This window comes from Rhodococcus sp. P4_F3_2 (genome assembly GCF_056401335.1).
The window spans coordinates 61,705-86,829 of the sequence record NZ_JBFUJN010000021.1 but is presented as its reverse complement, the minus strand read 5'-3'; the positions used below and the strand labels follow the sequence as shown (position 1 = coordinate 86,829).

The 25,125-nt window shown below is 62.3% G+C and carries 21 protein-coding genes, 1 tRNA gene and 1 riboswitch; of the genes, 17 read left to right on the top strand and 5 right to left on the bottom strand.

Going from position 1 to position 25,125, the window contains the following annotated elements; all coding sequences use genetic code 11:
- Window positions 1-95: 95 nt before the first annotated feature.
- Window positions 96-1,634: an FAD-binding protein gene (locus AC1DWA_RS22095; RefSeq protein ID WP_097387328.1), complete on the top strand. Its 1,539-nt coding sequence runs from the start codon at window positions 96-98 to the stop codon at window positions 1,632-1,634.
- A 29-nt stretch (window positions 1,635-1,663) separates the two neighbouring features.
- Here AC1DWA_RS22095 and AC1DWA_RS22090 read toward each other — a convergent pair whose 3' ends face one another.
- On the bottom strand, window positions 1,664-2,173 hold the full coding sequence (locus tag AC1DWA_RS22090; RefSeq protein ID WP_029538195.1) for a MarR family winged helix-turn-helix transcriptional regulator: 510 nt from the start codon (window positions 2,171-2,173) through the stop codon (window positions 1,664-1,666).
- Window positions 2,174-2,348: 175 nt separating this feature from the next.
- On the opposite strand from AC1DWA_RS22090, the gene AC1DWA_RS22085 reads away from it, so the two are divergent.
- The gene (locus AC1DWA_RS22085) at window positions 2,349-3,131 is read left to right on the top strand and encodes a dioxygenase family protein (RefSeq protein ID WP_019748662.1); all 783 of its coding nucleotides are present in this window, start codon (window positions 2,349-2,351) and stop codon (window positions 3,129-3,131) included.
- 39 nt (window positions 3,132-3,170) lie between these two features.
- On the opposite strand, the gene AC1DWA_RS22080 is transcribed toward AC1DWA_RS22085, so the two are convergent.
- On the bottom strand, window positions 3,171-3,629 hold the full coding sequence (locus AC1DWA_RS22080) for a peroxiredoxin (RefSeq protein WP_020907928.1): 459 nt from the start codon (window positions 3,627-3,629) through the stop codon (window positions 3,171-3,173).
- A gap of 57 nt (window positions 3,630-3,686) precedes the next feature.
- Here AC1DWA_RS22080 and AC1DWA_RS22075 point away from each other — a divergent pair, with 57 nt between their 5' ends.
- The 12 genes from AC1DWA_RS22075 (at window position 3,687) to AC1DWA_RS22020 (ending at window position 20,123) form a co-directional block, all read left to right on the top strand.
- Complete coding sequence (locus tag AC1DWA_RS22075; protein WP_477917026.1) at window positions 3,687-5,273, top strand: anthranilate synthase component I; 1,587 nt, start codon at window positions 3,687-3,689, stop codon at window positions 5,271-5,273.
- On the top strand, window positions 5,270-5,977 hold the full coding sequence (locus AC1DWA_RS22070) for a TIGR02234 family membrane protein (protein ID WP_477846784.1): 708 nt from the start codon (window positions 5,270-5,272) through the stop codon (window positions 5,975-5,977). The genes AC1DWA_RS22075 and AC1DWA_RS22070 overlap by 4 nt, the downstream gene beginning before the upstream one ends.
- Before the next feature lie 125 nt (window positions 5,978-6,102).
- Entirely contained in the window at window positions 6,103-6,912 is an 810-nt protein-coding gene (trpC, locus tag AC1DWA_RS22065; RefSeq protein ID WP_003944016.1) for an indole-3-glycerol phosphate synthase TrpC, read from the top strand.
- A gap of 74 nt (window positions 6,913-6,986) precedes the next feature.
- Entirely contained in the window at window positions 6,987-8,336 is a 1,350-nt protein-coding gene (gene trpB / locus AC1DWA_RS22060) for a tryptophan synthase subunit beta (RefSeq protein ID WP_019748657.1), read from the top strand.
- Window positions 8,333-9,136, top strand: coding sequence for a tryptophan synthase subunit alpha (gene trpA, locus AC1DWA_RS22055; RefSeq protein ID WP_003944010.1), 804 nt, complete (start codon window positions 8,333-8,335; stop codon window positions 9,134-9,136). The genes trpB and trpA overlap by 4 nt, the downstream gene beginning before the upstream one ends.
- Complete coding sequence (gene lgt, locus AC1DWA_RS22050; RefSeq protein WP_477846783.1) at window positions 9,133-10,206, top strand: prolipoprotein diacylglyceryl transferase; 1,074 nt, start codon at window positions 9,133-9,135, stop codon at window positions 10,204-10,206. Before trpA ends, lgt begins: the two co-directional genes overlap by 4 nt.
- Window positions 10,203-10,628, top strand: a complete 426-nt coding sequence (locus tag AC1DWA_RS22045; protein ID WP_019748655.1) for a TM2 domain-containing protein — start codon at window positions 10,203-10,205, stop codon at window positions 10,626-10,628. The genes lgt and AC1DWA_RS22045 overlap by 4 nt, the downstream gene beginning before the upstream one ends.
- A 127-nt stretch (window positions 10,629-10,755) precedes the next feature.
- Window positions 10,756-11,634 (top strand): TM2 domain-containing protein, encoded by an 879-nt coding sequence (locus AC1DWA_RS22040; RefSeq protein ID WP_030245814.1) that lies wholly within the window; start codon window positions 10,756-10,758, stop codon window positions 11,632-11,634.
- A 132-nt stretch (window positions 11,635-11,766) separates the two neighbouring features.
- Window positions 11,767-16,245, top strand: coding sequence for a glutamate synthase large subunit (gltB, locus tag AC1DWA_RS22035; protein WP_477917024.1), 4,479 nt, complete (start codon window positions 11,767-11,769; stop codon window positions 16,243-16,245).
- Window positions 16,238-17,740: a glutamate synthase subunit beta gene (locus AC1DWA_RS22030; RefSeq protein WP_477846781.1), complete on the top strand. Its 1,503-nt coding sequence runs from the start codon at window positions 16,238-16,240 to the stop codon at window positions 17,738-17,740. Before gltB ends, AC1DWA_RS22030 begins: the two co-directional genes overlap by 8 nt.
- A gap of 82 nt (window positions 17,741-17,822) precedes the next feature.
- Window positions 17,823-19,241: a pyruvate kinase gene (gene pyk, locus AC1DWA_RS22025; protein ID WP_003944038.1), complete on the top strand. Its 1,419-nt coding sequence runs from the start codon at window positions 17,823-17,825 to the stop codon at window positions 19,239-19,241.
- Window positions 19,242-20,123, top strand: a complete 882-nt coding sequence (locus AC1DWA_RS22020; protein WP_019748651.1) for an acyl-CoA thioesterase — start codon at window positions 19,242-19,244, stop codon at window positions 20,121-20,123. It abuts the gene before it with no gap.
- A 33-nt stretch (window positions 20,124-20,156) separates the two neighbouring features.
- On the opposite strand, the gene AC1DWA_RS22015 is transcribed toward AC1DWA_RS22020, so the two are convergent.
- The gene (locus AC1DWA_RS22015; protein ID WP_003944006.1) at window positions 20,157-20,660 is read right to left on the bottom strand and encodes an SRPBCC domain-containing protein; all 504 of its coding nucleotides are present in this window, start codon (window positions 20,658-20,660) and stop codon (window positions 20,157-20,159) included.
- A 174-nt stretch (window positions 20,661-20,834) separates the two neighbouring features.
- Window positions 20,835-20,915: riboswitch (ZMP/ZTP riboswitch) on the top strand.
- Window positions 20,916-20,937: 22 nt separating this feature from the next.
- Between AC1DWA_RS22015 and AC1DWA_RS22010 the strand changes: the two genes are divergently transcribed.
- Window positions 20,938-21,873 (top strand): bifunctional 5,10-methylenetetrahydrofolate dehydrogenase/5,10-methenyltetrahydrofolate cyclohydrolase, encoded by a 936-nt coding sequence (locus AC1DWA_RS22010; RefSeq protein ID WP_175470281.1) that lies wholly within the window; start codon window positions 20,938-20,940, stop codon window positions 21,871-21,873.
- 167 nt (window positions 21,874-22,040) lie between these two features.
- On the opposite strand, the gene AC1DWA_RS22005 is transcribed toward AC1DWA_RS22010, so the two are convergent.
- Window positions 22,041-22,673, bottom strand: coding sequence for an AMIN-like domain-containing (lipo)protein (locus tag AC1DWA_RS22005; RefSeq protein ID WP_477846780.1), 633 nt, complete (start codon window positions 22,671-22,673; stop codon window positions 22,041-22,043).
- A 75-nt stretch (window positions 22,674-22,748) separates the two neighbouring features.
- Window positions 22,749-22,825 (bottom strand) — tRNA-Leu (locus AC1DWA_RS22000).
- A 107-nt stretch (window positions 22,826-22,932) separates the two neighbouring features.
- Here AC1DWA_RS22000 and AC1DWA_RS21995 point away from each other — a divergent pair.
- Both AC1DWA_RS21995 and AC1DWA_RS21990 read left to right on the top strand, forming a co-directional pair.
- Complete coding sequence (locus AC1DWA_RS21995) at window positions 22,933-23,550, top strand: ANTAR domain-containing response regulator (protein WP_003944029.1); 618 nt, start codon at window positions 22,933-22,935, stop codon at window positions 23,548-23,550.
- Window positions 23,551-23,768: 218 nt separating this feature from the next.
- Window positions 23,769-25,100, top strand: a complete 1,332-nt coding sequence (locus tag AC1DWA_RS21990; protein ID WP_003944031.1) for an ABC transporter substrate-binding protein — start codon at window positions 23,769-23,771, stop codon at window positions 25,098-25,100.
- Window positions 25,101-25,125: the final 25 nt, after the last annotated feature.

The following is a 25,125-nucleotide window of genomic DNA, read 5'->3' as shown; positions in this document are numbered from 1 at the left end:
GACAGAATTTCGATCCCCCGCGATCGCTAAGTCCATGTGTTAGAACGATTTCTAGAACACGTTCGGAAATGTGCCCAGGATCGGAGAGGCTGATTATGACGAAGTGGGACGAGACATGCGACGTACTCGCTGTGGGATCGGGCGGCGGACTCGCCGGCGCGTACACGGCAGCACGCGAAGACCTCGACGTCATTGTGATCGAAGCGACCGACAAGTACGGCGGAACAACGGCGTACTCGGGCGGCGGCGGAATGTGGTTCCCGTGCAACGCCGTTCTTCGCCGGGGCGGGGACGACGACACCATCGAAGATGCGCTGGAGTACTACCGTTCGGTGGTGGGTGATCGGACACCTGCCGACGTCCAGGAGGCATACGTTCGAGGCGGCGCCGGGTTGATCGACTATCTCGAAGAGGACTCGAATTTCGAGTTCCAGATACTGCCGTGGCCCGACTACTTCGGGGAAAAACCCAAGGCTCGCGCGAGCGGTCGACACATCGTTCCCAAACCGATGAACGCTAAGAAGCTTGGTGTGCTTCGTGATTCACTTCGATCGCCGCTCGCGACGGAGCGGTTGGGAGAAGAGTTGCCGGCGTACCTCGTCGGCGGGCAGTCGTTGATCGGTCGATTCTTGCTGGCACTTTCGACATTCGCCAACGCCGCCATGCACCTGAACACCACTCTCGAAGAATTGGTCGTCGAGGACGGATCGGTCGTCGGCGCGGTCGTCGAACAAGGTGGTCGACGTCGAACCATCCGAGCCCGCAGAGGAGTGATTCTGGCCGCGGGCGGATTCGAACAGAACGAGACCCTGCGAGCCGAATTCGGTGTTCCCGGCTCTGCGCTCGACACGATGGGTTGTCCCGGCAATCTCGGCAAGGCGCATCAGGCGGCTATCGCCGTGGGCGCCGATACCGACCTCATGGGGGAGGCCTGGTGGTCGCCGGGGCTCACCCATCCGGATGGCCGCTCCGCATTTGCGCTGTGGTTCACCGGCGGAATCTTCGTGGACGACAACGGTCGTCGATTCGTCAACGAGTCTGCGCCGTACGACCGCTTGGGTCGCTCCGTCATCGAACACATGCGGACACGAAAAGTAACCACACCGTATTGGATGATCTACGACAACAGGGAAGGTGCAGTGCCGCCGGTGAAGGCGCCCAACGTGCCCATGGCACAGACGGAGCACTATGTGGATGCGGGGTTGTGGAAGAGTGCCCAGACGCTCGAAGACCTCGCCGCCCAGATCGATGTTCCCGCAGCGGAACTGGTGCAGACCGTGAAGCGATTCAACGAGTCTGCGGCGACCGGCGTCGACACGGACTTCGGCCGAGGAGACACTGCGTACGACCGTGCCTTTTCGGAGGGGGCTTCACCGCTCGTACCGATCGACCAAGGACCGTTTCACGCTGCCGCTTTCGGTATCTCCGACCTCGGGACCAAAGGTGGTCTACGTACCGACGCAACCGGGCGGGTGCTCAAAGCCGACGGTACGGCGATTGCCGGGTTGTACGCGGCGGGCAACACGATGGCAGCGGCCAGCGGGACTACGTATCCCGGAGGTGGAAACCCGATCGGAGCGAGCATGCTGTTCAGTCACCTGGCTGCACTCGACCTCACGAAGCCGCCGTCGTAAGGATCGGGCCGCTCGTGTCGGGAAAGGGGTCAGGCCTTGCCGAGTCCGGCGGCGATTCCCTTGTCCAGTTGGCTGAGCATTGCAGTCCCCAAGGACGAAAGCTGGGCGACCTGGCGATCATCGAGGCCCTCGAAGAGGAGACCTTGAACCGAGGCGACGTGTGGCGGCGCGGCCGCGACGACCTTTGTCATTCCTTCGTCGGTGAGTACTGCGTTGGAGCCGCGGCTGCCGCGAATGACTTCCCGTTTCACCCAGCCGGCTTTCTCCATCTTCGTGATGACGTGCGAGAGGCGGGACAGGGAAGCGTTCGCGCGCTGGGCCAGTACCGACAACTGGAGCTTGTGGTCGGGGGCGTCCGAGAGTGCGGCGAGCACGAAGTATTCGAAGTGGGTGAGTGCCGAATCGCGTTGCAGTTGAGTGTCGAGTGCGGCAGGCAACCGTGTCACGAGAGCGATCAGTGTCAGCCAGGCTTCCTGCTGCTCGGCTGTGAGCCACTTCGTCTGAGACTGCGCGTCGGGCTGCGCGGTCGGTTCACTCATCGGTGACTTCTCCTTCGGGTCGAGCATTCTTCGTGCACGGAGCGTGCTGGTGTACAGCGTCTCAGACGCATGTCCAGAAGAATATTGCGGGGAATAGTTGCGGGACGCAAGTGTTGAGTCCTATATTAGGTTGAACCTTCAACTTAATGACGAATGTCTATCCCGAGGAGCCCATATGTCCACCACAACCATGCCTGCGCTGTATCTCAGCCACGGTGCTCCGCCGCTGGTGGACAGCGCGTTGTGGGTCGACCAATTGGGGGCGTGGGCCGGCGATCTTCCGCGGCCGACGGCAATCCTCGTCGTCTCGGCGCACTGGGAATCAGCACCGCTGACGATCGGTTCGACGACCACGGGCACCCCGCTCATCTACGACTTCGGTGGTTTTCCCGAGAGGTTCTACCGCGCGAAGTACAACTCTCCCGGCGCTCCGGAACTCGCCGCTCAGGTCGCCGCGTTGATGCCGGACAACGAACGAGTGGTTCAGCAGCCGAATCGAGGACTCGATCACGGTGCCTACGTGCCGCTCACGGTGATGTACCCGGACGCAGACATCCCGGTACTGCAAATTTCGCTGCCAACCCTCGATCCCGAGCGTTTGCTCCATCTCGGAGAACGCCTGCGGCCACTCCGTGAGCAAGGTGTACTGATCGTGGGATCCGGATTCACCACGCACGGGCTGCCGTTCCTGCGCGATCCGTCACCGGAGGCGCAGGCCCCGGGATGGTCGGCGGAATTCGACGCGTGGGCAGGGGAGAGGTTCGCTGCCGGAGACGTCGATTCGTTGATCGACTTCCGCGCCCAAGCTCCCGGGATGCCGTACGCGCATCCGACCATCGAGCACTTCGCCCCGTTGTTCGTCACGCTCGGTGCGTCGTCCGATCCGGAGCAGGTGCCCACCCAGGTGATCGACGGATTCTGGATGGGACTTGCGAAGCGCTCGATTCAGGTCGCCTAGAGAATCAGGTTGCCCAGAGAATCATTTCGCCCAGGTGAGTCAGCTTCGATTGCGAAGGAACTCGAGTGCCTGGTCGCCGTGCGTGTTGGCGCGAAGTTCACTCGAGATGACTTTGAGAACGGTGCGGTCGGTGTCGATCACGAAGGTCGAGCGTTTGACCGGAGCCAGCTTGCCCAGGAGTCCGCGCTTGACGCCGAACTGTTCGGCTACCTTGCCGTCGGTGTCGGCGAGCAGGGGGTAGTCGAAGGATTGTGCGGTGGCAAAGGTGGACTGAGCTTCGACCGTATCGGTGCTGATACCTGCCCGCGAAGCGCCCACCGCGGCGAATTCGCTGCCCAGGTCACGGAAGTGGCACGCCTCGGCGGTGCACACCGGCGTCGAGGCTGCCGGGTAGAAGAAGAGGACCAAGGGGCCGTTCGCGAGCAGGCTCGTCAGCGAGCGCGGAGTTCCGTCCTGGTCGGGCAGCGAGAAATCGGGGGCGAGTTGGCCTGGTTTCATTCGGCCGAGGTTACCCGCGCACGACGACCGTGTGGGGGAGCCTGGGATGATGGAGGCATGCACGGCGAGCCCACCTCCATGTCCGCACGGTCGTCCGACACCGCGATCGTCGGTGACGCGTCCGATTCCACCACCACTCGGGAGCAGTTCCGTGCCCTCGCAGCTGAGCACCGGGTCGTTCCGGTCACTCGGAAAGTGTTGGCGGACTCCGAAACTCCGCTCTCGGCGTACGAGAAGTTGGCCGGCARTCGTCCAGGCACCTTCTTGCTCGAGTCGGCCGAGAACGGTCGTTCGTGGTCGCGGTGGTCGTTCATCGGCGTCGGGAGTCCGGCTGCACTGACCGTCGTGGACGGAGAGGCGGCTTGGTACGGCAATGTTCCGGCCGGTGCTCCGGCCGGCGGTGACCCGATCGATGCACTCGGTGCCACCCTCGAACTACTTCGTTCGGAGCGACTTCCCGACCTACCCCCGCTGACCGGCGGAATGGTCGGGTTCCTCGGTTACGACGCGGTGCGGCGCCTCGAGAGATTGGGTGACTCCGCGGTCGACGACCTGCAGATACCCGAGATGGTCATGCTGCTCGCTGCCGACATCGCCGCTGTCGATCACCACGAAGGGGCGATCACCCTCATCGCCAATGCGGTCAACTGGGACGGCACCGACGAGCGTGTCGACACGGCGTACGACGACGCGGTCGCCAGGTTGGACGCGATGACTCGCGCTCTCGCGGCGCCGGCGAAATCGACGGTGTCGACATTCTCGAAAGCGACTCCGAACTACCGTCGTCAACGCACCACCGAGAGCTTCGGTGTCGACGTCAAAAAGTTGATCGGCGACATCGAAGCGGGCGAGGCATTCCAGGTAGTTCTCTCGCAGCGATTCGAGATCGATTGCACTGCAGCACCGATCGACGTGTACCGGATGCTGCGCGCGTCGAACCCCAGCCCGTACATGTATCTGCTCAACGTGCCGAATGGTGACGGAGAGACGGCGTTTTCGATCGTCGGTTCGAGCCCTGAAGCACTGGTCACCGTCGCCGAGGGCGTCGCGACAACACACCCGATCGCTGGAACCAGATGGCGCGGTGCCACAGAGGAGGACGACATCCTGCTCGAGAAGGACCTCCTCGCCGACGAGAAGGAAAACTCCGAGCACCTCATGCTCGTCGATCTGGGGCGAAACGATCTGGGTCGTGTCTGTCGCCCGGGCACGGTGAAGGTGCACGACTACCGGCACATCGAGCGGTACAGCCACGTGATGCATCTCGTATCGACCGTCACCGGTCATCTGGCCGAGGGAAAGCACGCTCTCGACGCGGTCACCGCATGCTTCCCCGCTGGAACCCTGTCAGGGGCACCCAAGGTGCGTGCGATGCAGCTGATCGAAGAACTCGAGCCCACCAGGCGGGGTATCTACGGCGGCATCGTCGGCTACCTCGACTTCGCCGGCGACGCCGACACCGCGATCGCGATCCGAACGGCATTGATCAAGGACGGGATCGGATATGTCCAGGCGGGCGCCGGCGTCGTCGCCGACTCCGATCCGGTCTACGAGGACACCGAGGCCCGCAACAAGGCGATGGCAGTGCTGAGCGCCATCGCGTCGGCGCACACCCTGCGCACCATCGGAGGTGACGATCAGTGAGTGAGAACGAGTCGATTGCAACGGAGCAGCCTACAAGGGCTTCTCGTGGCACCGCTGTGCCGAGGACGCTTTTGCTTGCACTGTCGGCAGCAGCTCTGTGGGGCAGCTCACGAATGACGTGGGTTCATCTGACCTCGAGCGACGGCAAGACGCTGGAGCGGACGACGGACCTCGACGGCAGCACCTGGGCGGCGGCGATGACTCCGCTCGCGCTCGCGCTTCTGGCGGCGATCGCGGCGTCGTTCGCGGTGCGAGGTTGGGCGCTTCGTGTGGTCGGACTGTTGGTGGCACTCGTCGCCGTCGCGGTAGCGGTTCCGGCGGTGCAGTTGTTGGTATCCGGAGCCTCTGCGGACCGAGCGGTGGAGTTGGCCGAGTTGTCCGGTCACCCGGAAGATCTCTCGACGACTGTTTCGGTACTGCCTGCCTTGCTTGCGTTGCTCGGAGCGGTGGCGGCGCTCGGCGCAGCAGTACTTCTGATGCGCAAACCTCCAGTGCGAGGCGGGTTGTCGTCGAAGTACGACAACCCGGCCGCGCGCCGCGAAGCTGCAGCCAAGCTCGGTCAGGGAGACACGCCCGCGTCGGACGAGCCTGTGACACAACGGATGTTGTGGGACGCGCTCGATGCCGGAGAGGACCCGACAGTGGCTGACGGGGACGACGGAGCTGGGGGAGGCAACGGTGCGAAACCGGGGTCGTCGCACTGAGTAAGACTGAACCCTCACCTGCGTGGGTACCCCGGCGGAGTAGCAAAATTTCGTCCCACTAGGCTGAGACCACCCTGATGACGTATCTCACATCGGGCTCTTGCCCAGAAAGGATTCGGGCCACGATGACCGTACTCGACTCGATTCTCGACGGGGTGCGCGCTGATGTCGCCGCCCGCGAAGCCGTACTCGACTTCGCTGCAGTCAAGGCTGCTGCGGCCGCTGCACCGCCTGCACTCGATGCTGCAGCAGCACTTCTGGAATCGAGCATCGGCGTCATCGCCGAGGTCAAGCGAGCGAGCCCCTCAAAGGGTGCGCTGGCCGACATTGCCGATCCCGCAGAGCTTGCCGCGGCTTACCAAGCCGGTGGCGCACGCATCATCAGTGTTCTCACCGAAGAGCGCCGTTTTCACGGCTCGTTGGCCGACCTCGACGCAGTCCGTAAAGCGGTCACCATTCCGGTGCTGCGCAAGGACTTCATCGTGGGGCCGTACCAGATTCACGAAGCTCGCGCTCACGGCGCCGACGTCATCTTGCTGATCGTCGCGGCACTCGAACAGCAGGCGCTCGCCTCGCTGATCGATCGCACCGAATCTCTGGGAATGACTGCCCTCGTCGAGGTGCACACCGAGGAAGAAGCCAACCGCGCGCTCGAAGCCGGCGCCAAGGTGATCGGTGTCAACGCGCGCAATCTCAAAACCCTCGAGGTGGACAAGAACACCTTCGGTCGCATTGCTCCCGGTCTGCCGACCGAGACGATCAAGATCGCCGAATCGGGTGTTCGCGGAACTGCCGATCTGTTGGCGTACGCCGGTGCGGGCGCCGACGCAGTGCTCGTCGGTGAAGGCCTCGTGACCAGCGGCGACCCTCGCAAGGCCGTCGCAGATCTGGTCAATGCCGGTGCACACCCGTCCTGCCCCAAACCGTCTCGATAAAGCGCTTCACCCGCCCGGCGTGCTTTGATGCACCCGGGCGGTGACCAGCGACACCGTTGGGGCAGACTGGTGGGGTGACTTCACGTACTCAGGAACCAGGCTCCGGTGCAGTATTCAAGGGCGGCAATTTGCCGCCGGCCAGCGCGGGACTCACCGAGCGCTCTCACGACCCGGATGCCGGAGGGCATTTCGGCGTCTATGGCGGACGGCATGTGCCGGAAGCTCTCATGGCGGTTATCGAGGAAGTCACTGCGGAGTACGAAAAGGCTCGCGCGGACGACACGTTCTTGAACGAACTCGATCGCTTGCAGCGCGATTACACCGGGCGTCCGTCGCCGATTTTCGAGGCAACGCGAATGAGCGAGTTCGCCGGCGGCGCGCGCATCATTCTCAAGCGTGAAGATCTGAACCACACCGGTTCTCACAAGATCAACAACGTTCTCGGTCAGGTTCTGCTGGCGAAGCGTATGGGCAAGACCCGCATCATCGCCGAGACCGGAGCGGGCCAGCACGGTGTGGCATCGGCCACCGCCTGTGCACTGCTCGGTCTCGAGTGCGTCATCTACATGGGTGCTGTCGACACCGAACGTCAAGCACTGAACGTCGCGCGCATGCGCCTGCTCGGCGCGGAGGTCGTCTCGGTCGAGACCGGTTCGCGCACGCTAAAGGACGCGATCAACGAAGCCTTGCGCGACTGGGTTTCCCACGCGGACAACACCTATTACTGCTTCGGTACCGCGGCAGGTCCGCACCCGTTCCCCACCATCGTTCGCGACTTCCAGCGAGTGGTCGGCCTCGAAACACGAGTCCAGGTTCAGGCACTGACCGGCCGCCTCCCCGATGCAGTCACAGCCTGCGTCGGAGGCGGCTCCAACGCAATCGGAATCTTCCACCCGTTCATCGACGATCTGTCGGTACGGCTGGTTGGCTACGAAGCAGCCGGCGACGGTGTCGAAACCGGAAGGCATGCAGCAACGTTCGCCGGCGGTACCCCTGGCGCATTCCAGGGTGCCTACTCCTACCTGCTCCAGGACGAAGACGGTCAGACCATCGAATCGCACTCGATCTCTGCTGGTCTGGACTACCCGGGCGTAGGACCCGAGCACGCTTACCTGAGCGATATCGGGCGTGCCACCTACGAACCCGTCACCGACAGCGAAGCGATGGATGCTCTACTGCTGCTCTCGCGCCGCGAAGGCATCATCCCGGCCATCGAATCCGCCCACGCCGTTGCCGGCGCGCTCCGACTGGGCAAGGAACTCGGCGAGGGCGCGATCATCGTCGTCAATCTCTCCGGTCGCGGTGACAAGGACATGGACACCGCCGCAAGCTGGTTCGGTCTCTTCGACGGCGCCTCGAGTCAGGCAACCGCTCCGGCTGATGCAGCAGACCAGAACGACAACACGGAAGGCTCGGACAAGTGAGCGAACGACCATCACGCCTCGCACCCACCTTTGCAGCGTGCAAGGCTGACAAGCGTGCCGCCCTCGTCGGTTACCTGCCTGCCGGTTATCCGACCGTTCCCGAATCGATCGACGTGTTCAAAGCGATGGTCGACGGTGGCTGCGACATCATCGAAGTCGGTGTCGCGTACTCCGATCCGGTCATGGACGGTCCGACCATCCAGCGTGCAGCCGAAACCGCACTCACCAACGGCGTTCGCCTTCGCGACATCTTCACCGTGATCGAGCAGATCAGTTCGGTCGGCGGCAAGGCCGTCGTGATGACCTACTGGAACCCGGTACTGCAGTACGGCGTCGACAAGTTCGCACGAGACCTCGCTTCCGCCGGCGGGCTCGGACTCATCACCCCCAACCTCATTCCGGAAGAAGCAGGCGCCTGGATGGAAGCATCCGAGGAGCACCACCTCGACCGGATCTTCCTTGTCGCCCCGTCCTCGACGGAAGAACGGCTCGCGATGACACTCGACGCGAGTAGTGGATTCATCTACGCGGCCTCGACAATGGGTGTCACCGGCGCTCGCGACGCCGTGTCGTCGATGGCTCCGGAACTGACCGCACGAATCCGCGCGCATTCCGACATTCCCGTCGGCGTCGGATTGGGTGTTCGGTCCGGCGCACAAGCTGCCGAAATCGCGGCATACGCCGATGCCGTCATCGTCGGCTCGGCTCTGGTCTCCGCGGTCGAGAACGGCTTGGGAGCGGTTCGCTCGCTCACCGAAGAACTCGCCGAGGGCGTCCGCTCGGCTACCGTGGCGTCGTGACCTCAACTGTGGACCTACTGGCCTATATCCCCAGCCCGCCCCAAGGCGTCTGGTACGTCGGACCGGTAGCGCTGCGCGCCTACGCGCTCTTCATCATCCTCGGCATCATCGTCGCGATCGTGTGGGGAGATCGTCGTTGGGTCGCCCGCGGCGGCGAGAAGGGGACCGTTCTCGACATCGCGATCTGGGCTGTTCCGTTCGGTCTGATCGGTGGCAGGCTCTATCACGTTTTGACCGACTGGCCCGCCTATTTCGGCGAGAACGGCCAGCCTCTCGATGCACTCAAGGTGTGGCAGGGAGGCCTCGGAATCTGGGGAGCTGTGTTCCTCGGCGGCATCGGTGCGTGGATCGGCTGCCGTCGACGCGGCATTCCGGTGTCCGCGCTCGGTGATGCGATTGCGCCCGGAATCTTGCTCGCGCAGGCCATCGGTCGTATCGGCAACTACTTCAACCAGGAGTTGTACGGTCGCGAGACCGCCGTCCCATGGGGCCTCGAGATCTTCGAGCGTGTGAACTCTTCCGGCCAGCTCGATCAACTGGCAGGTGTCTCCAACGGAGAAGTCATTCGGGTCGTTCACCCGACGTTCCTCTACGAAGCTGTGTGGAACGTCCTGATCGTGATCCTGCTGGTCCTCGTCGACCGCCGATTCAAGATCGGTCACGGACGCCTGTTTGCTCTGTACGTCGCGGGTTATTGCCTGGGCCGGTTTGTCGTCGAACTGATGCGCGACGATTTCGCATACGAGATCGCCGGCATTCGAGTCAACACATTCACTTCGGGGATCGTGTTCTTCGCCGCACTGGCCTACTTCTTCCTGGCGAAGAAGGGTCGTGAGGATCCGGCTGATTTGAAGTCGAAGGACTACGTCGCTGCGGTAGCTGCCGGCGAAGCAGGAGTCGCGGCGCCAGTTACCGAAACTGATTCGGCGAAGGCCGACGCGAAAGGCGCCGACGCTGAAGATTCTGAATCCGATGCTGCTGAATCCGCTTCCAGTGAGGCAAGCGCCTCCACGGCAACGTCGGATGAGTCGTCGGACGCGGTGAAGCTGTCGAAGAAAGACAAGCCGTGACAGGTCCCTATTCGCAAGGGGGATTCCCCGAGGATCAGGGACCGGTCTACGGCGCGCCCAATCCGTACGGATATCAGCAGCCACCGCCCGCTCCATCGATGTACGGGTTCGGAGATCCCTATGCGCCGTACGGTCGGCACCCGGTAACGGGGGAACCGTATTCCGACAAGTCGAAAGCTACAGCTGGACTGTTGCAGATCTTGCTGGGCTTCCTCGGAATCTGTGGAGTCGGTCGTCTTTACATCGGGAGCGTCGGCATTGGACTGTGCCAACTGCTCGGCATGTTCTTCGCGCTGTTCATGTCCGCGTTCCTCATCGGAATTCCATTTGCCATCGGAATTTGGATCTGGGCGTTCGTCGACGGCATCGTGATACTTTCGGGCAATGCGCGGGACGGTGTTCGCCGGCCGTTGCGAGGATGATCCGGGAGCACGAACCGAGGAAAGATCTGTGGGGGACCGGCCACGCGAAGGCCGAACCCTTCTCGCGGCCCGATAACAAAAGCTATTACGTACCGTCGTCGAATCGAAGGAAAGTACGTTGCCTAACTTGAACAAGAATCCGGAACCGTCCGAGTCGGGGGACTCGTCAGGATCGCAGCCGCCGGTTCCACCCCAGTTCGGGTCGCCGTTCGACTACGACGCGACGGCGGATGCGTCGTTGACGGAAACCTCGGCGCCAACGGAGAAGACTCCGTCGACGGAGACCACCGGCACCGGTCCAGGCTGGGACACGTATTCGGGAGTCGGGAACGGCCCGGGCTGGGGAAACCACCCCATCTACCCGCCGCCGACCGGAACCGAATCGACTACAGCGTTCCCCACTGCCGATTCTGATTCCACCCCGAATCAGCCCACGGCGCCGTACACGTCGCAGGAAAGCTACGCCGCCCAGAACTATCCGGCGACCGACTATCCGGCGCCGGACTACTCGAGGCCGACCCAAACCCCGACGGACGGTCCCGTTTACGGTGCGCCGGCAGATCAGACTCCGAATCCCTACGCGGCTCCGCCGCAGGGCTACCCCGCCGCYCCGCCGCAGGGAAGCCAGAATTACGGTCAGCAGCAGGGCTACCCCCAGCCTGGATATTCGCAGCCCGGTTACGGTCAGGCGCAGGGATACCCGCAAGGTCAGGGTTATCCTCAGCCTGGCTTCGGCCTTGTCGACCCGTCCGCACCGTACGGACGTGACCCGATGACCGGCGAACCGTATTCGGACAAGTCGAAGACGACCGCCGGATTGCTGGGCATTCTGCTCGGCGGTTTCGGAGCAGGACGTTTTTACCTCAACCAGCCCGGCATGGCTGTCGCACAGATCGCGGTCACTTGGTTGACGTGTGGAATCGGTGGCATCTGGCCGCTCATCGACGGCATCATGATGTTGACCGGCAGTGTGCGCGATCAGTACAACCGACCTTTGCGTAGCTGATCGAAAACGATGTTCGGAACTGTGGCCCCCTGACGCKCGTCGTCAGGGGGCCACAGTTTTACTCTCGCGACCTGCGGTTATGTGCTGATAAACTAGCGAACGTCGGCTGCATGACCGTGTGGAGGTCGCCGAGTGCCGTTTTCTCGAATACCTGATCCTCGAGGCCTGTACGACCCCGATCAGGAAACCGATTCATGTGGTGTAGCCGTGGTAGCAGACACCTCTGGACGTCACCTGCATTCCATTGTCGACGAGGCGCTCGCGGTCCTGGCCAATCTCACCCACCGTGGCGCGGTCGGGCGCGAGTGCAACAGTGGTGACGGCGCGGGCATCCTTCTTCAGCTGCCGACGGAATTCTTCGATGCGGTGACCGCGTTCGAGCTTCCACCACCCAACGCGATGGGTGAGAACACCTACGCAGCCGGAAACTGCTTTCTCCCGGTGGATCAGGAAGCACGTCGGCGCGCGGTAGTTCGGATACACCGGTACGCAGCGGCAGAAGGACTGCGGATTATCGGGTGGCGGGCGGTCCCAGTCGACCGTGACTGCGTCGGAACCGTTGCCGCGCAGTGCGCTCCGTACATCAGTCAATGTTTTGTGACGTGCGCCGAGCCAAGAGATCGCAGTGTGGGCGGAATTGCCTTGGACCGACGAGTGTTCGCGCTCAGGAGACAAGTCGAGCGAATTCATTCGGCCGATGATGCGGTGTATTTCCCCTCGTTGTCCGCCCGAACCATCGTGTACAAGGGCATGCTCACGCCGACGCAGTTACCCGGTTACTTCACCGACCTATGCGACGCCCGAATGCGAACTGCCTTGGCGGTCGTGCACAGTCGGTACTCCACGAACACTTTTCCGTCGTGGTCACTTGCTCAGCCGTATCGCTGCATCGCTCACAACGGCGAGATCAATACGATTGTGGGAAACAGGAATTGGATGCGCGCTCGCGAGCCGATGTTGCGGAGCGCACTTTTAGGTGGGGACATCGATCGCATGTTTCCGATCTGTACCCCGGGTGGATCCGACTCTTCGTCGTTCGACGAAGTGCTCGAGTTTCTGACGCTCGGGGGCCGCAGTGTGCAGCACGCCATCGCGATGATGATTCCCGGTGCATGGGAGAACGATTCTTCGATGCCAGACGAGATGAGGGCCTTCTACCAATTTCACGCTTGCCTGATGGAACCATGGGACGGCCCGGCGTCGGTGACGTTCAGCGACGGCACTGTTGTCGGGGCGGTGTTGGATCGCAACGGTCTTCGCCCAGGGCGATGGTGGCGGATGAGGAACGGCCGTATCGTGTTGGCGAGTGAGAGCGGTGTGTTCGACGCTCCGACGTCCGAGGTGTTGGAGAAGGGGCGCCTCGAACCGGGTCGAATGTTCCTCGTCGACACCGCTCGCCGTGGCATCGTTTCCGATGCGGAGATCAAATCCGAACTCGTGAGCACAGACCCCTACAGGGAATGGGTCGACGGGGGATTGGTCGATCTCGAGGAAATCCCCGAGTCGGCGCCTGCCCGAGGCGATCCGGCTCCGCTGTTGCACAGGCAGCTGCTCTTCGGATACCAGGCAGAGGACTTGCAGGAAGTTCTCCTTCCAATGGCTCGCTCAGGATCGGAGCCGTTGGGATCGATGGGAGTCGACACACCTCTCGCCGTTCTCTCGGATCGGCCGAAGCTGTTGTACGACTATTTCGTCCAGCTCTTTGCTCAGGTGACGAACCCGCCTTTGGACGCGATTCGCGAGGAAGTCGTCACTACGCTTGGTGTCACCCTCGGCGCTGAGCAGAACTTGTTCGAAGCGTCGGCGCTGTCGTGCCGAAGGATTGTTCTCGATAAACCGGTGATTGGACCGGGGAAGATGGCGAAGGTCGCCGAACTATGCGGCGCAAGAACTCCGAGAAGCGCTGTCCTACAGGGAGGTTTCGATCCGAGAGGCAGTCTCGGCGAAGGCGTCGAGAGGCTTCGTGAGTCCGCCCGAACGGCCGCCGCGGCCGGAACCGAGATTCTGGTGATCTCCGACCGTGGATCGGGCCCTGAGCAGGCTCCCATTCCGTCATTGCTCGCAGTATCTGCCGTGCATCACGATCTGGTTCGGCATGGCCTGCGAACCAAGGTTTCCCTCGTCGTCGRGTCGGGTGACGCGCGCGAAGTTCATCACATCGCGCTGCTGATCGGCTACGGTGCTGCGGCTGTCCACCCCTATCTTGCTCTCGAATCGGTAGAAGCACTCAGCGAGCAAGACGAGCTTCCCGGAATAGATTCGAAAATGGCATCGGACAACTATCTGAGAGCGGCAAATTCCGGCGTGCTCAAAGTGATGTCGAAGATGGGAATCGCTACGGTTCACTCCTATACGGGCGCACAGGTATTCGAGGCAGTGGGCTTGGGCCGAGAATTGGTCGACGAATACTTCTGCAACACACGAAGCAGGATTGGCGGGATCGGTATCACCGAAGTCGCGCGAGAAGTTCTGATGCGTCACGCGGCCACGTATCGTACGGTGCGGCATCGTCAGTTGAGCAGCAGTGGAGAGTTCCGGTATCGCCGCGGTGGTGAATTGCATGTGTTCACACCCGAGTCCGTGTTCTTCCTTCAGCATGCGACCCGGACGGGGCGAAGTGAGATATTTCGTCGCTACAGCGATGAAGTCGATCGACTGAGTGCGCAGGGCGGAACACTTCGGGGGCTGTTTCGATTTCGGCGTGGGATTCGTCCGCCGATTCCGCTCCGTCAGGTCGAACCCGTCGAGTTGATTCTCGCTCGATTCAACACCGGTGCGATGAGCTACGGCTCCCTCTCTGCCGAGGCGCACGAGACGATGGCGGTTGCGATGAATGCCCTCGGCGGACGTTCGAACACCGGTGAGGGCGGAGAGTCACCGGAGCGGTTGCGTGACAACAAGCGTCGAAGCGCAGTCAAGCAGGTCGCGAGTGGTCGCTTCGGGGTGACCGGCGATTACCTGGTCAATGCCACTGACATTCAGATCAAGATGGCCCAGGGCGCCAAGCCCGGTGAAGGAGGGCAGCTTCCGGGGTCCAAGGTGTACCCGTGGATCGCGGAAACCCGGTACTCGACACCTGGAGTCGGCCTCATCTCTCCGCCCCCGCACCACGACATCTATTCGATCGAGGATCTCGCCCAATTGATCTACGACCTCACATGCGCAAACGATCGTGCGCGGATACACGTGAAGTTGGTCAGCGCAGTCGGAGTCGGGACAGTTGCGGCAGGTGTGGCCAAAGCGCACGCCGACGTGGTGCTGATCTCCGGTCACGACGGCGGGACGGGCGCGGCGGCACTCTCGTCCATCCACCACGCTGGTACGCCCTGGGAGATCGGGCTGGCCGAAACTCAGCAGACCTTGGTGCTCAACGGGTTACGCGATCGGATCGTCGTCCAGTGTGACGGGGGTCTGCGCACGGCGCGGGACGTCGTCGTCGCCGCGTTGCTGGGGGCGCAGGAGTACGGGTTTTCCACGGCGCCACTCATCGCGGCCGGCTGCGTCATGATGCGGGTATGTCACCTCGACACCTGCCCCGTCGGAGTAGCAACGCAGAATCCCGAACTGCGCGAGCGATTCACCGGCCGGCCGGAGTACGTCGAGAACTTCTTCCGCTTCATCGCCGACGACGTACGACGTTTGTTGGCAGAACTGGGGTTTCGAAGTATCGACGACGCTCTGGGCCACGCAGACGTATTGGAAATGTCTCCGGCGGTGGCGCATTGGAAGAGTCGCACGTTGGACCTCTCACCACTCTTCGACGTTCCGGCCGCGCCGACCGGCGCGSCCTACCCGCCGTGTGTACCTGTTTCGAGCGAACTCGAACGCACCCTGATCGAGTGCGCCGCGAACTCACTCGAGGACGCTCGACCCGTGCATATCGAACTGCCAGTACACAATACGGATCGGGCGGTGGGAACGAGGCTGGGCGCAGAGGTGACCAGACGCTACGGCGCCGTCGGGCTACCTGAAGGCACCATCGACGTCGTGCTCAGTGGAACGGCAGGCCAGTCACTCGGTGCGTTCCTGCCGCCCGGCATCTCGCTGGTCGTCGTCGGCGATGCAAACGATTACGTGGGGAAGGGGCTCTCCGGTGGACGAATCGCGCTTCGGCCGAGTGAGGACGCGCCCTTCGTGGCCGAGGATCAGGTGATTGCCGGCAATACGCTGCTGTACGGCGCTACGAGCGGTGCGCTCTATGCCAGGGGGCGTGTCGGGGAACGATTCGCGGTGCGCAACTCGGGCGCGGTCGCTGTGGTGGAAGGCGTCGGAGACCACGCGTGTGAGTACATGACCGGGGGTTGCGTCGTCATCATCGGCCCAACTGGTAGGAACCTTGCTGCGGGAATGTCCGGCGGAGTTGCCTTCGTACTCGACGTGAAGGCAGAGAAGGTCAACGGCGACATGGTCGTTCTGGAGCGACCTTCGGCGGAAGACTGCAGTCAGCTGGTCGAACTTCTCGGCGAGCATTTGGCTGCGACCGGCTCGCCGGTGGCGGCAAAACTTCTCGACGACTGGGTTGACCAGAGTCCGAGATTCACCAAAGTTTTGCCTGTCGACTACCGGAAGGTCGTGGAACAGAACGAACTGGTGGAGCCGGCTCATGCCTGACGCCCGCGGGTTCCTCAACGTGAAACGATCCGGCTCACCGACCAGATCGACCGATGTGCGTGTCGGTGACTGGGCGTCGGTATACGAGTCGCTGGATCCCGTCGTGCGAAATCGAGACGTATCTGCACAGGCCTCGCGTTGCATGGACTGCGCTGTGCCGTACTGCCATTCGGCCGACGTGGGGTGTCCGCTCGGCAATCTCATTCCGGAATGGAACGACCTGGTTCGGCGTGGACGGTGGTCCGAAGCCTCGGAGAATCTGCATTCCACCAACAATTTCCCCGAGTTCACCGGACATCTGTGCCCCGCACCGTGCGAAACGGCGTGCGTTCTCGCACTCGACGACGAGCACACGTCAGGAGGTGTCACCATCAAGCGCATCGAACAGGCAATCGTGGACAACGCCTGGGAGTCGGGTTGGTTGGGGCCGCAGGCACCGGTAGTTCACAGCGGAAACCGTGTTGCGGTTGTCGGTTCGGGACCGGCGGGACTGGCCGCGGCTCAACAACTGACACGAGCCGGACACAGTGTCACGGTGTTCGAGCGGAGCGATCGGATCGGGGGACTGCTTCGCTACGGAATTCCGGAATTCAAGTTGCCCAAGGCCCTCATCAACCGGCGGCTGGAACAACTGACCGCCGAGGGGACCAGATTCGTCACCGACTGCGCCGTCGGAGTGAACGTGAGCGCGCACGACCTCTCGACGGAATTCGAGGCGGTAGTCCTGGCGGTCGGGGCTGACCGTGCCAGAGACACAGACGTACCGGGTCGTAGTCTTCGCGGAATCCATCGTGCGATGACGTACCTGCGTGCGGCCAACCACGAATGCGAGGGTGACGGAGCGTCGAGCATCTCGGCGCGAGGTAAGAACGTCGTGATCATCGGTGGCGGCGACACGGCCGCCGACTGCCTCGGCACGGTGCATCGCCAAGGCGCCCTCTCGGTGACGGAATTGGATTACCACGTCCCACCTCCGGCACGCCGCGATCGAGATCGCGACCCATGGCCGTTGTGGCCGCGGGTCCTACGCAGCTCGCCGGCAGACGAGGAGGGCAGTGACAAACGATTCCGATGGGCGGCGCAGGAATTTCTCGACGACGGTGGGGGTGCGGTCCGCGCAATCCGGATGGTTCCGGTAGCCGTGTCGCGGGGGACGAACGGACAACGGACCCTGGTGGAGACCGGCGACGCGACGGATCTGGTGTGCGAGATGGTCCTGCTCGCTCTGGGTTTCGACGGCGTCGAAACCGCCCCACTGCTCACCGACCTTGATGTCGGCACCGATCCACTCGGCAGAATCAAGTGTGATGTCGGGTGGCAGACCCGGACACCCGGCGTATTCGTCTGCGGCGACGCGCATCGCGGGGCGTCGCTGGTCGTTTGGGCGATTGCCGAGGGACGGTCGGCCGCACGTGCCGTCGACATGTTTCTCACAGGCGAGTCGGCGCTTCCGGCTCCGGTTCATCCAAAGGCATTTCCGCTGTTCGTGAGCTGACCAACTGAATCGAGTAAGTACAGAAAGTGCAGGTCGCAAATGCCGGATAGAAGTGCGGTGGGGTAGCGACTAGGCTCGAGCCGTGAACCGACGGACAAAAATTGTATGCACACTTGGACCTGCGACAGCTTCTGGCGACCGCATCCGTGAGCTCGTGGAGAGCGGCATGGACGTGGCGCGCCTCAACTTCAGCCACGGCGAGCATGCCGATCACGAAGAAAACTACATTCGCGTCCGCGCCGCGTCGGACGCCACCGGAAAGGCCGTCGGTGTTCTCGCCGACCTTCAGGGGCCCAAGATTCGCCTCGGCCGATTCAAGGACGAGCGGACCACCTGGGCCAACGGTGAAGAGGTTCGTATCACCGTCGACGACGTCGAGGGAACGCACGATCGTGTCGGGACCACGTACAAGGAATTGGCGCGCGACGCCAAGGCCGGTGATCGACTGCTGGTCGACGACGGAAAGGTCGGCCTGGTCGTCACGTCCATCGACGGCAACGACGTCGTCTGTCGGGTCACCGAAGGCGGTCCGGTCAGCAACAACAAGGGCCTCTCACTGCCCGGTATGAACGTCTCCGTTCCAGCCCTGTCGGGCAAGGACATCGCCGACCTCGAGTTCGCTCTCAAGCTGGGTGTCGACTTCATTGCACTCTCCTTCGTTCGCTCACCGGCGGACGTCGAATTGGTTCACGCCATCATGGATCGAGTCGGGCGCCGCGTTCCCGTCATCGCGAAGCTCGAGAAGCCCGAGGCCATCGACAATCTCGAAGCCATCGTGCTCGCGTTCGACGCCGTCATGGTCGCCCGCGGTGACCTCGGTGTCGAGTTGCCGCTCGAGCAGGTCCCGCTCGTTCAGAAGCGCGCAATCCAGATTGCTCGTGAGAACGCGAAGCCGGTCATCGTCGCGACGCAGATGCTCGAGTCGATGATCGAGAACTCACGTCCCACTCGCGCAGAGGCATCCGATGTCGCCAACGCCGTTCTCGACGGCGCCGACGCAGTCATGCTCTCGGGCGAGACTTCGGTGGGCAAGTACGTCATGGAAACCGTTCGCACCATGGCCCGCATCGTCGAGGCCGTCGAGAACGAATCAACCCGTGTCCCACCGTTGACCCACGTCCCGCGCACCAAGCGCGGAGTCATCTCGTACGCAGCACGCGACATCGGCGAGCGTCTCGACGCCAAGGCCTTGGTTGCGTTCACTCAGTCCGGTGACACGGTGCGTCGACTGGCTCGTCTGCACACGCCGCTGCCGTTGCTCGCCTTCACACCGCTGCCTGCGGTGCGCAGTCAGCTGACGCTGACGTGGGGAACCGAGACGTTCCTGGTCGATGCGGTGGCCACCACTGACGAGATGGTGCGTCAGGTGGACAGTGCGTTGCTCTCCCTCGGGCGGTACGTCAAGGGTGACCTCGTGGTCATCGTTGCCGGATCCCCTCCGGGAACTGTCGGTTCCACCAACCTCATTCACGTCCACCGTATCGGCGAAGAGGACCACTGAGTGACCCACGCGAACGCGTCCACCGACCTCGGTACTCTTCTCGGTCTGTTGGATCTGGAGCAGATCGGTGACGACGCGTTCCGTGGATACCACCCGAAACAGGTAGGTTCGCGGACGTTCGGCGGTCAATTGGTGTCTCAGGCACTGATGGCCGCCGGACGGACTGTCGACGGTGATCGCCCCATCCATGCCGTGAACGCCCATTTCATTCGGGGCGGAGATGTGAAGGCGCCTATCGAGTACCGGGTGGAGCGTCATCGTGACGGGAGGGCATTCGCCAACCGTCAGGTGACTGCCTATCAGGGTGAGAACGAATTGTTCGTGATGCTCGCGGCGTTCCAGGACTCCGGCAAGGGGCTCGACCATGCTGTCGAGATCCCGGATGTTCCACTTCCGGAGTCGTTGCCTCCCATCGGCGATCATCTGGTGGGGTACGAGGAAAAACTGCCGCATTTCAGTGCGGCGCTCAAGCCGATCGACATGCGGTACGCCAACGATCCGGCGTGGATCCTCAAGGGCACCGGCGAGAAACTCAACCACAATCGGGTGTGGATGCGCCCCGACGGTGATCTGCCGGACGATTCGCTCATTCACGCTGCGACGCTGGCATATTCGTCCGACACCACCGTGCTCGATTCGATTCTGACCACTCATGGTTTGTCCTGGGGTCATGATCGTATCGTCGCGGCGACGGTCAATCATTCGATCTGGTTCCATCGCCCGTTCCGGTTCACCGACTGGGTTCTGTACGCCACCGAATCGCCGGTCGCCGCAGGTTCGCGCGGTCTGGCAACCGGACGGTACTTCTCGGTGGAAGGACTGCTGTTGGCGACGGTGGTCCAAGAAGGAATGATCAGGCATTTCCCGCGTAAAGGGGAATGAGATGCGGGCCCGAGACTGAACTCGGGCCCAGAATCAAGCAGACTTGCGATATTGCGGTGAGAGTTCGTCGGCGCGGTCCCACGGAGACCAGTCGACTTCGCGTCCATCGAGTTGGGCCGCAACAACTTCCAAGCCCGCGTGCCAGCCGGCGGCGTGGGCGTACGCGGACTCTTCGTCTTCCATCGTGTGGGTGAGGGTCAGCCAGCAACCGCCGGTGCCGTCCGGTGCCAGTTCCCAATGCAGAGTATCTGCGTCCCAGAGGAATTCGAGAATTCGGTGCGGGTGGACGCTGATGACCGTCCCGCGCGTCACGTGATCTGCGGGCAGTCCGAATCGCTCGACTTGTTCCGGGGTCACCTTGAACAGCAGATCCGCGCCTGGAGTGAGATTGAAATCGACGTCCGCCGGGAACCAGGCGTCGAGGTACTCGCGTTCCGTTATCACTTTCCAGACCTTGTCCGGTGCGTGCGGAATTGCCAGTTGGAAGCTCAGTGACACCCGACCGTCATAGGTCAGGTTTATCTTGCCGTTGTCCATCGGTGCCTCCAATGCTTGGTGCCCGTGCGGTTGCCCCCATCGTGCCATCTAATTGCTTAGGATGGAATAACTGCAGGTCAGATCGTTACCTATTGATAGGTTATGTCGATTTGTCTCGATTTGAGAGCGGCGTTCCGGATGCGTTTCGTGGCAGTGAGACACACGCGCGGTACGCTGACCACGCACGACTGGCGCGGGTGGGAATTACCACCGGGGAGTGCACATCGCGAGGCATCGACCGCCTGGGTGCTTCACACATCTTGTGTGAAGGGGATTCATGTCTACCGAAGATCTGTCTACTGAAGATCTGCCTACCGAAAATCTGCCCAGCCAGAACGTGGCCGCTCGAATAATCGACGGACGCGCAATTGCCGATGCTGCGCTCGCGGACCTCTCAGTGCGCACGAGGCAGTTTCGTGATGAGACGGGGCACGTTCCTTGCCTGGCCGCCGTCATCGTGGGAGCGGACCCGGCCTCGAAGGCGTATGTACAGATGAAGGCCAAACGGTCTGTCGTCGTCGGAATGACGTCGCGGACGGTCGAACTCCCGGTGAGTACAACCACCGAAGAACTAGTCGACGTGCTGAGAGCGTCGTCGGCGGACCCTTCGATCGACGGCATACTGCTGCAACACCCGGTGCCAGGCCACATCGACGAACGGGCTGCGTTCGATGCCATCTCGGCCGACAAGGACGTTGACGGCGTTACCTCGGCAGCGTTCGCGGCAATGGCGTTGACCGGTGGGGGATTCGAATCATGTACACCGAGTGGCATCCTGCGCCTGCTCGACGCCACAGGCGTCGAACTCTCCGGAAAGCATGCTGTCGTGGTCGGCCGAAGCCCGATACTCGGATTGCCGATGGGAATGCTCCTCCTGCGTCGAGGCGCAACGGTGACATACTGCCATTCGCGAACCGTCGACCTGGCCGCCCACGTCGCTTCGGCAGACATCGTCATCGCGGCCGTCGGTGTTCCGGAACTGATCAAAGGGGCGTGGATCAAGCCTGGGGCAGTGGTGATCGATGCGGGGTACAACGCGGGCAACGTCGGAGATGTGGAGTACGCCGCCGCGCTCCCACATGCCGGTGCGATCACACCGGTGCCGGGTGGCGTCGGCCCCATGACGGTTGCCGTCCTGCTGGAACAAACACTGGCAGCAGCAGTTCGCGCAGCGGAAGTTCGGGCATGCAGTGAGAGTTCGGGCATGCAGTGAGAATCATGACAGTCGTGTTGGACCGGACCCAGCAATCGCCTCGGATCGATTGTGAGACCTCGGTTTCGAGACGGAGTATTCATCCGCCCCTCGATAACCGAATTACCGCGTCGAGCACCGCTGCGCTGGAATGGCTGAGCTGAGCGCGCAATTGGTGTATTCGACAGTCAGCTGTCTGCCGTGGGGATGTCGATCATCAACCGGGACGGTGAATCGGATGTCGATACGGTGTATGCCGGACGGATGTCGACCGTGCCGACAAACGACTGCAGGATCGCACTGTTCCTGGCCGCACTGTCTATGCGCGTGATGTTTTCGCCCTCGTGAGATACGGAGTTGAGCGACGAATCCGATTGGACTCCCATCAGGTCGACTTGAAGTATCGATCGACTTCCGACGTCCACGACTGTGCTGTCACCCGCTCGGATTGCTTCGCTGACGTATTCGGTTTTCCAGAACACTGATCCATTTCCGTCGAATCGGTAGGTGATTCGGGTGAAACCGTCGTGATCGGTTACGTCGATCTCGGTCACGTCGACGCGCGGATTCGGTGAAAAGATCTCCGTGTCGTTCGGGAGCGGAGCAAGCGTGGAGATCTCGGTTGGTAGGGCATCGATCGGGGGAGTGCCGACCTGAAGGGTGCCTGTCTGTGTTGCAGCATCGAGGACGGTCTGGGTGGAAGATTCGCCGGCAGTGTTGGATTCGCCGGCAGTGTCGGATTGGTCGTCAGTCTGACACCCGGTGAGCAGCGCGAAAACAGATATGGCTCCGAGCAGAGCAATCAGGCGACGACCGTTCATGGATCGAATCTAACTGCGGTCGATCTGGGGTACAGCCGAATGCCGAAACCTTGCGGTACGGCCAACTGCGGCAGGTGGTGCCCTCGGTGAGACTCGAACTCACACTGGACGGGTTTTGAATCCGTTTCCTCTGCCAATTGGGATACGAGGGCTTGTTGCGATGACTACATTAGAAGATGCGATTTCAATGTCAAACACCGGTACCCTCTAATCGTTCGCGTCTCGTGTCGGGGCGGTTCGATGGAGGAGGATGGTGGCCATGAATTCGCCGCAGCCGCAAGGCAATCAGCTCGCACCCCGTCGTGTTGTCGTCGCTGAAGACGAGGCGTTGATCCGCATGGATCTGGTCGAGATGCTCCGCGAAGAGGGCTACGACGTCGTCGGTGAGGCCGGTGACGGGCAGGTTGCGGTGGAGTTGGCCGAGTCGCTCAAGCCTGATCTGGTCATCATGGACGTGAAGATGCCCAGGAGAGACGGCATCGACGCCGCTTCGGAGATTGCCGCCAAGCGGATCGCTCCTGTTGTCATTCTCACAGCGTTCAGTCAGCGCGAGTTGGTCGAGCGCGCACGCGATGCCGGCGCCATGGCTTACTTGGTCAAGCCGTTCTCGATCAGTGACCTCGTTCCCGCTGTCGAATTGGCGGTCAGTCGTTTCCGCGAGGTGACGGCGCTCGAGCGTGAGGTCGCTGATCTTTCCGACCGGCTCGAAGCACGCAAGCTGATCGAGCGAGCCAAGAGTGTTCTGATGGTTCGCCAAGCGCTCACCGAACCTGAGGCGTTCAAGTGGATTCAGCGCGCCGCGATGGATCGGCGCTCCACGATGAAGGCGGTCGCACAGGTCGTACTGGAAACTCTGGGCGGTGAACCGGACGCTTGAGCAAAGTGTCCGGGTTATCCGGCTGCACTGAGTGGCTGCGTCGACCGTCGAAACGTCGCGCAGCGCTACAGCCGTGTAAACACTGTGCGCCTTCAGATAACAGTCAGGTCACAGGGCTTTCTTGAAGGATCGCGAAACGGTTCCAAGGTCTAGCGTCTGATCCCACAGCGAGCGCCAGTTCGGGTGGCGCGAGCACCGGCTGATCTTAGGAGCGTGGGATGGCTAGACGAACACTTGTGCGTACTGCTGCAGTTCTCGGCGCGGCATCACTGGCACTTGCAGGCTGTAGCTCGGACAAGTCGGATGACTCGTCTTCGAGTGGCTCTACGTCCGGCGCTTCCGCCGCGACGACATCCGTCACGACTGATTGCACCCCGGAGCAGGCCAAGGCCGGCGCCACCCCGTCCACGGAAGCGCTGCGTATCGGTACGCTTCTTCCCGATACAGGCAGCTTGTCGTTCCTCGGGCCGCCGATGGTCGCGGGCACCCAGCTGGGAGTCAACGACGTCAATGCTGCCGGAGGCGTTCTCGGCCAACCGGTCCAGCTGATTCCCGGCGATTCGGGTGACACCACAACGGACACCGCCAACACCACCGTCGACCGCGAATTGGCTGCAGGCACTCAGGTCATCGTCGGCGCCGCGTCGTCTTCGGTCTCGCTCAAGGTGATCGACAAGATCGCCAGCGCAGGCGTCGTGATGTTCTCGCCTGCCAACACCTCGGACCAATTCGTCTGCTACCCCGACAAGGGCATGTACTTCCGCACCGCTCCGACGGACGTACTGCAGGCTCAGGCCGTCGCACAGCTCATTTCGGACGACGGTGGTCAGCGCGTAGCGATCATGGCCCTCAACGACCCGTACGGGACGGGTCTGGCGGACAACATCGAAAAGAATCTGATCGATTCGGGCGTCCCCTCCGATCAGATCGAGAAGATCATCTACGACCCGAACGCGCAGTCGTTCAACTCCGAAGTCGATCAAGTCAAGAACTTCAATCCGGATGCAGTGGCATTGGTGGGCTTCGAGGAGTCGGCGAAGATCATCACGCGCATGCACGAAGTGGGCATCGGCCCGTCGGACGGAATGGCGATGTACGGCGTCGACGGCAACATGGGTAACGCGCTCGGCGAATCCGTGGCGAAGCCGTTGCTCGACACCATGCAGGGAACCACGCCCCTGACGGACGTCGGAGCTGCCTTCCAGGATCGTCTCAAGGCTGTGAACCCCTCTCTGATCGACTTCAACTACGCCGGCGAGTCGTACGACGCGGTGGTGATCTCAGCGCTTGCTGCCGAGCAGGCGAAGTCGACGGCCGGTACCGACATCGCGGCCAACATCAACAGCGTCACCGAAGGTGGCACCAAGTGCACGTCCTACGTCGAGTGCCTGCCGTTGGTGAAGGCGGGAACCGACATCGACTACGACGGCATCACCGGTGAGTTGGACTTCAACGATTCGGGAGAACCGTCCATCGGTTCGTACGGAAAGCTCAAGTTCGGCCCTGAGAACACGCTGACCACAGAAGGATTCGTGGTCGTGGGCAAGTAAGCAGCCAACGAGAATGGGCCAGGGT

Excerpts from the sequence above, each read along its gene's own strand:
- AC1DWA_RS22095 (WP_097387328.1), top strand. The coding sequence starts at position 96 with ATGACGAAGTGGGACGAGACATGCGACGTACTCGCTGTGGGATCGGGC.
- AC1DWA_RS22090 (WP_029538195.1), bottom strand. The coding sequence starts at position 2,173 with ATGAGTGAACCGACCGCGCAGCCCGACGCGCAGTCTCAGACGAAGTGG.
- AC1DWA_RS22085 (WP_019748662.1), top strand. The coding sequence starts at position 2,349 with ATGTCCACCACAACCATGCCTGCGCTGTATCTCAGCCACGGTGCTCCG.
- AC1DWA_RS22080 (WP_020907928.1), bottom strand. The coding sequence starts at position 3,629 with ATGAAACCAGGCCAACTCGCCCCCGATTTCTCGCTGCCCGACCAGGAC.
- trpC (WP_003944016.1), top strand. The coding sequence starts at position 6,103 with ATGACCGTACTCGACTCGATTCTCGACGGGGTGCGCGCTGATGTCGCC.
- AC1DWA_RS22030 (WP_477846781.1), top strand. The coding sequence starts at position 16,238 with ATGCCTGACGCCCGCGGGTTCCTCAACGTGAAACGATCCGGCTCACCG.
- AC1DWA_RS22015 (WP_003944006.1), bottom strand. The coding sequence starts at position 20,660 with ATGGACAACGGCAAGATAAACCTGACCTATGACGGTCGGGTGTCACTG.
- AC1DWA_RS22010 (WP_175470281.1), top strand. The coding sequence starts at position 20,938 with ATGTCTACCGAAGATCTGTCTACTGAAGATCTGCCTACCGAAAATCTG.
- AC1DWA_RS22005 (WP_477846780.1), bottom strand. The coding sequence starts at position 22,673 with ATGAACGGTCGTCGCCTGATTGCTCTGCTCGGAGCCATATCTGTTTTC.
- AC1DWA_RS21995 (WP_003944029.1), top strand. The coding sequence starts at position 22,933 with ATGAATTCGCCGCAGCCGCAAGGCAATCAGCTCGCACCCCGTCGTGTT.
- AC1DWA_RS21990 (WP_003944031.1), top strand. The coding sequence starts at position 23,769 with ATGGCTAGACGAACACTTGTGCGTACTGCTGCAGTTCTCGGCGCGGCA.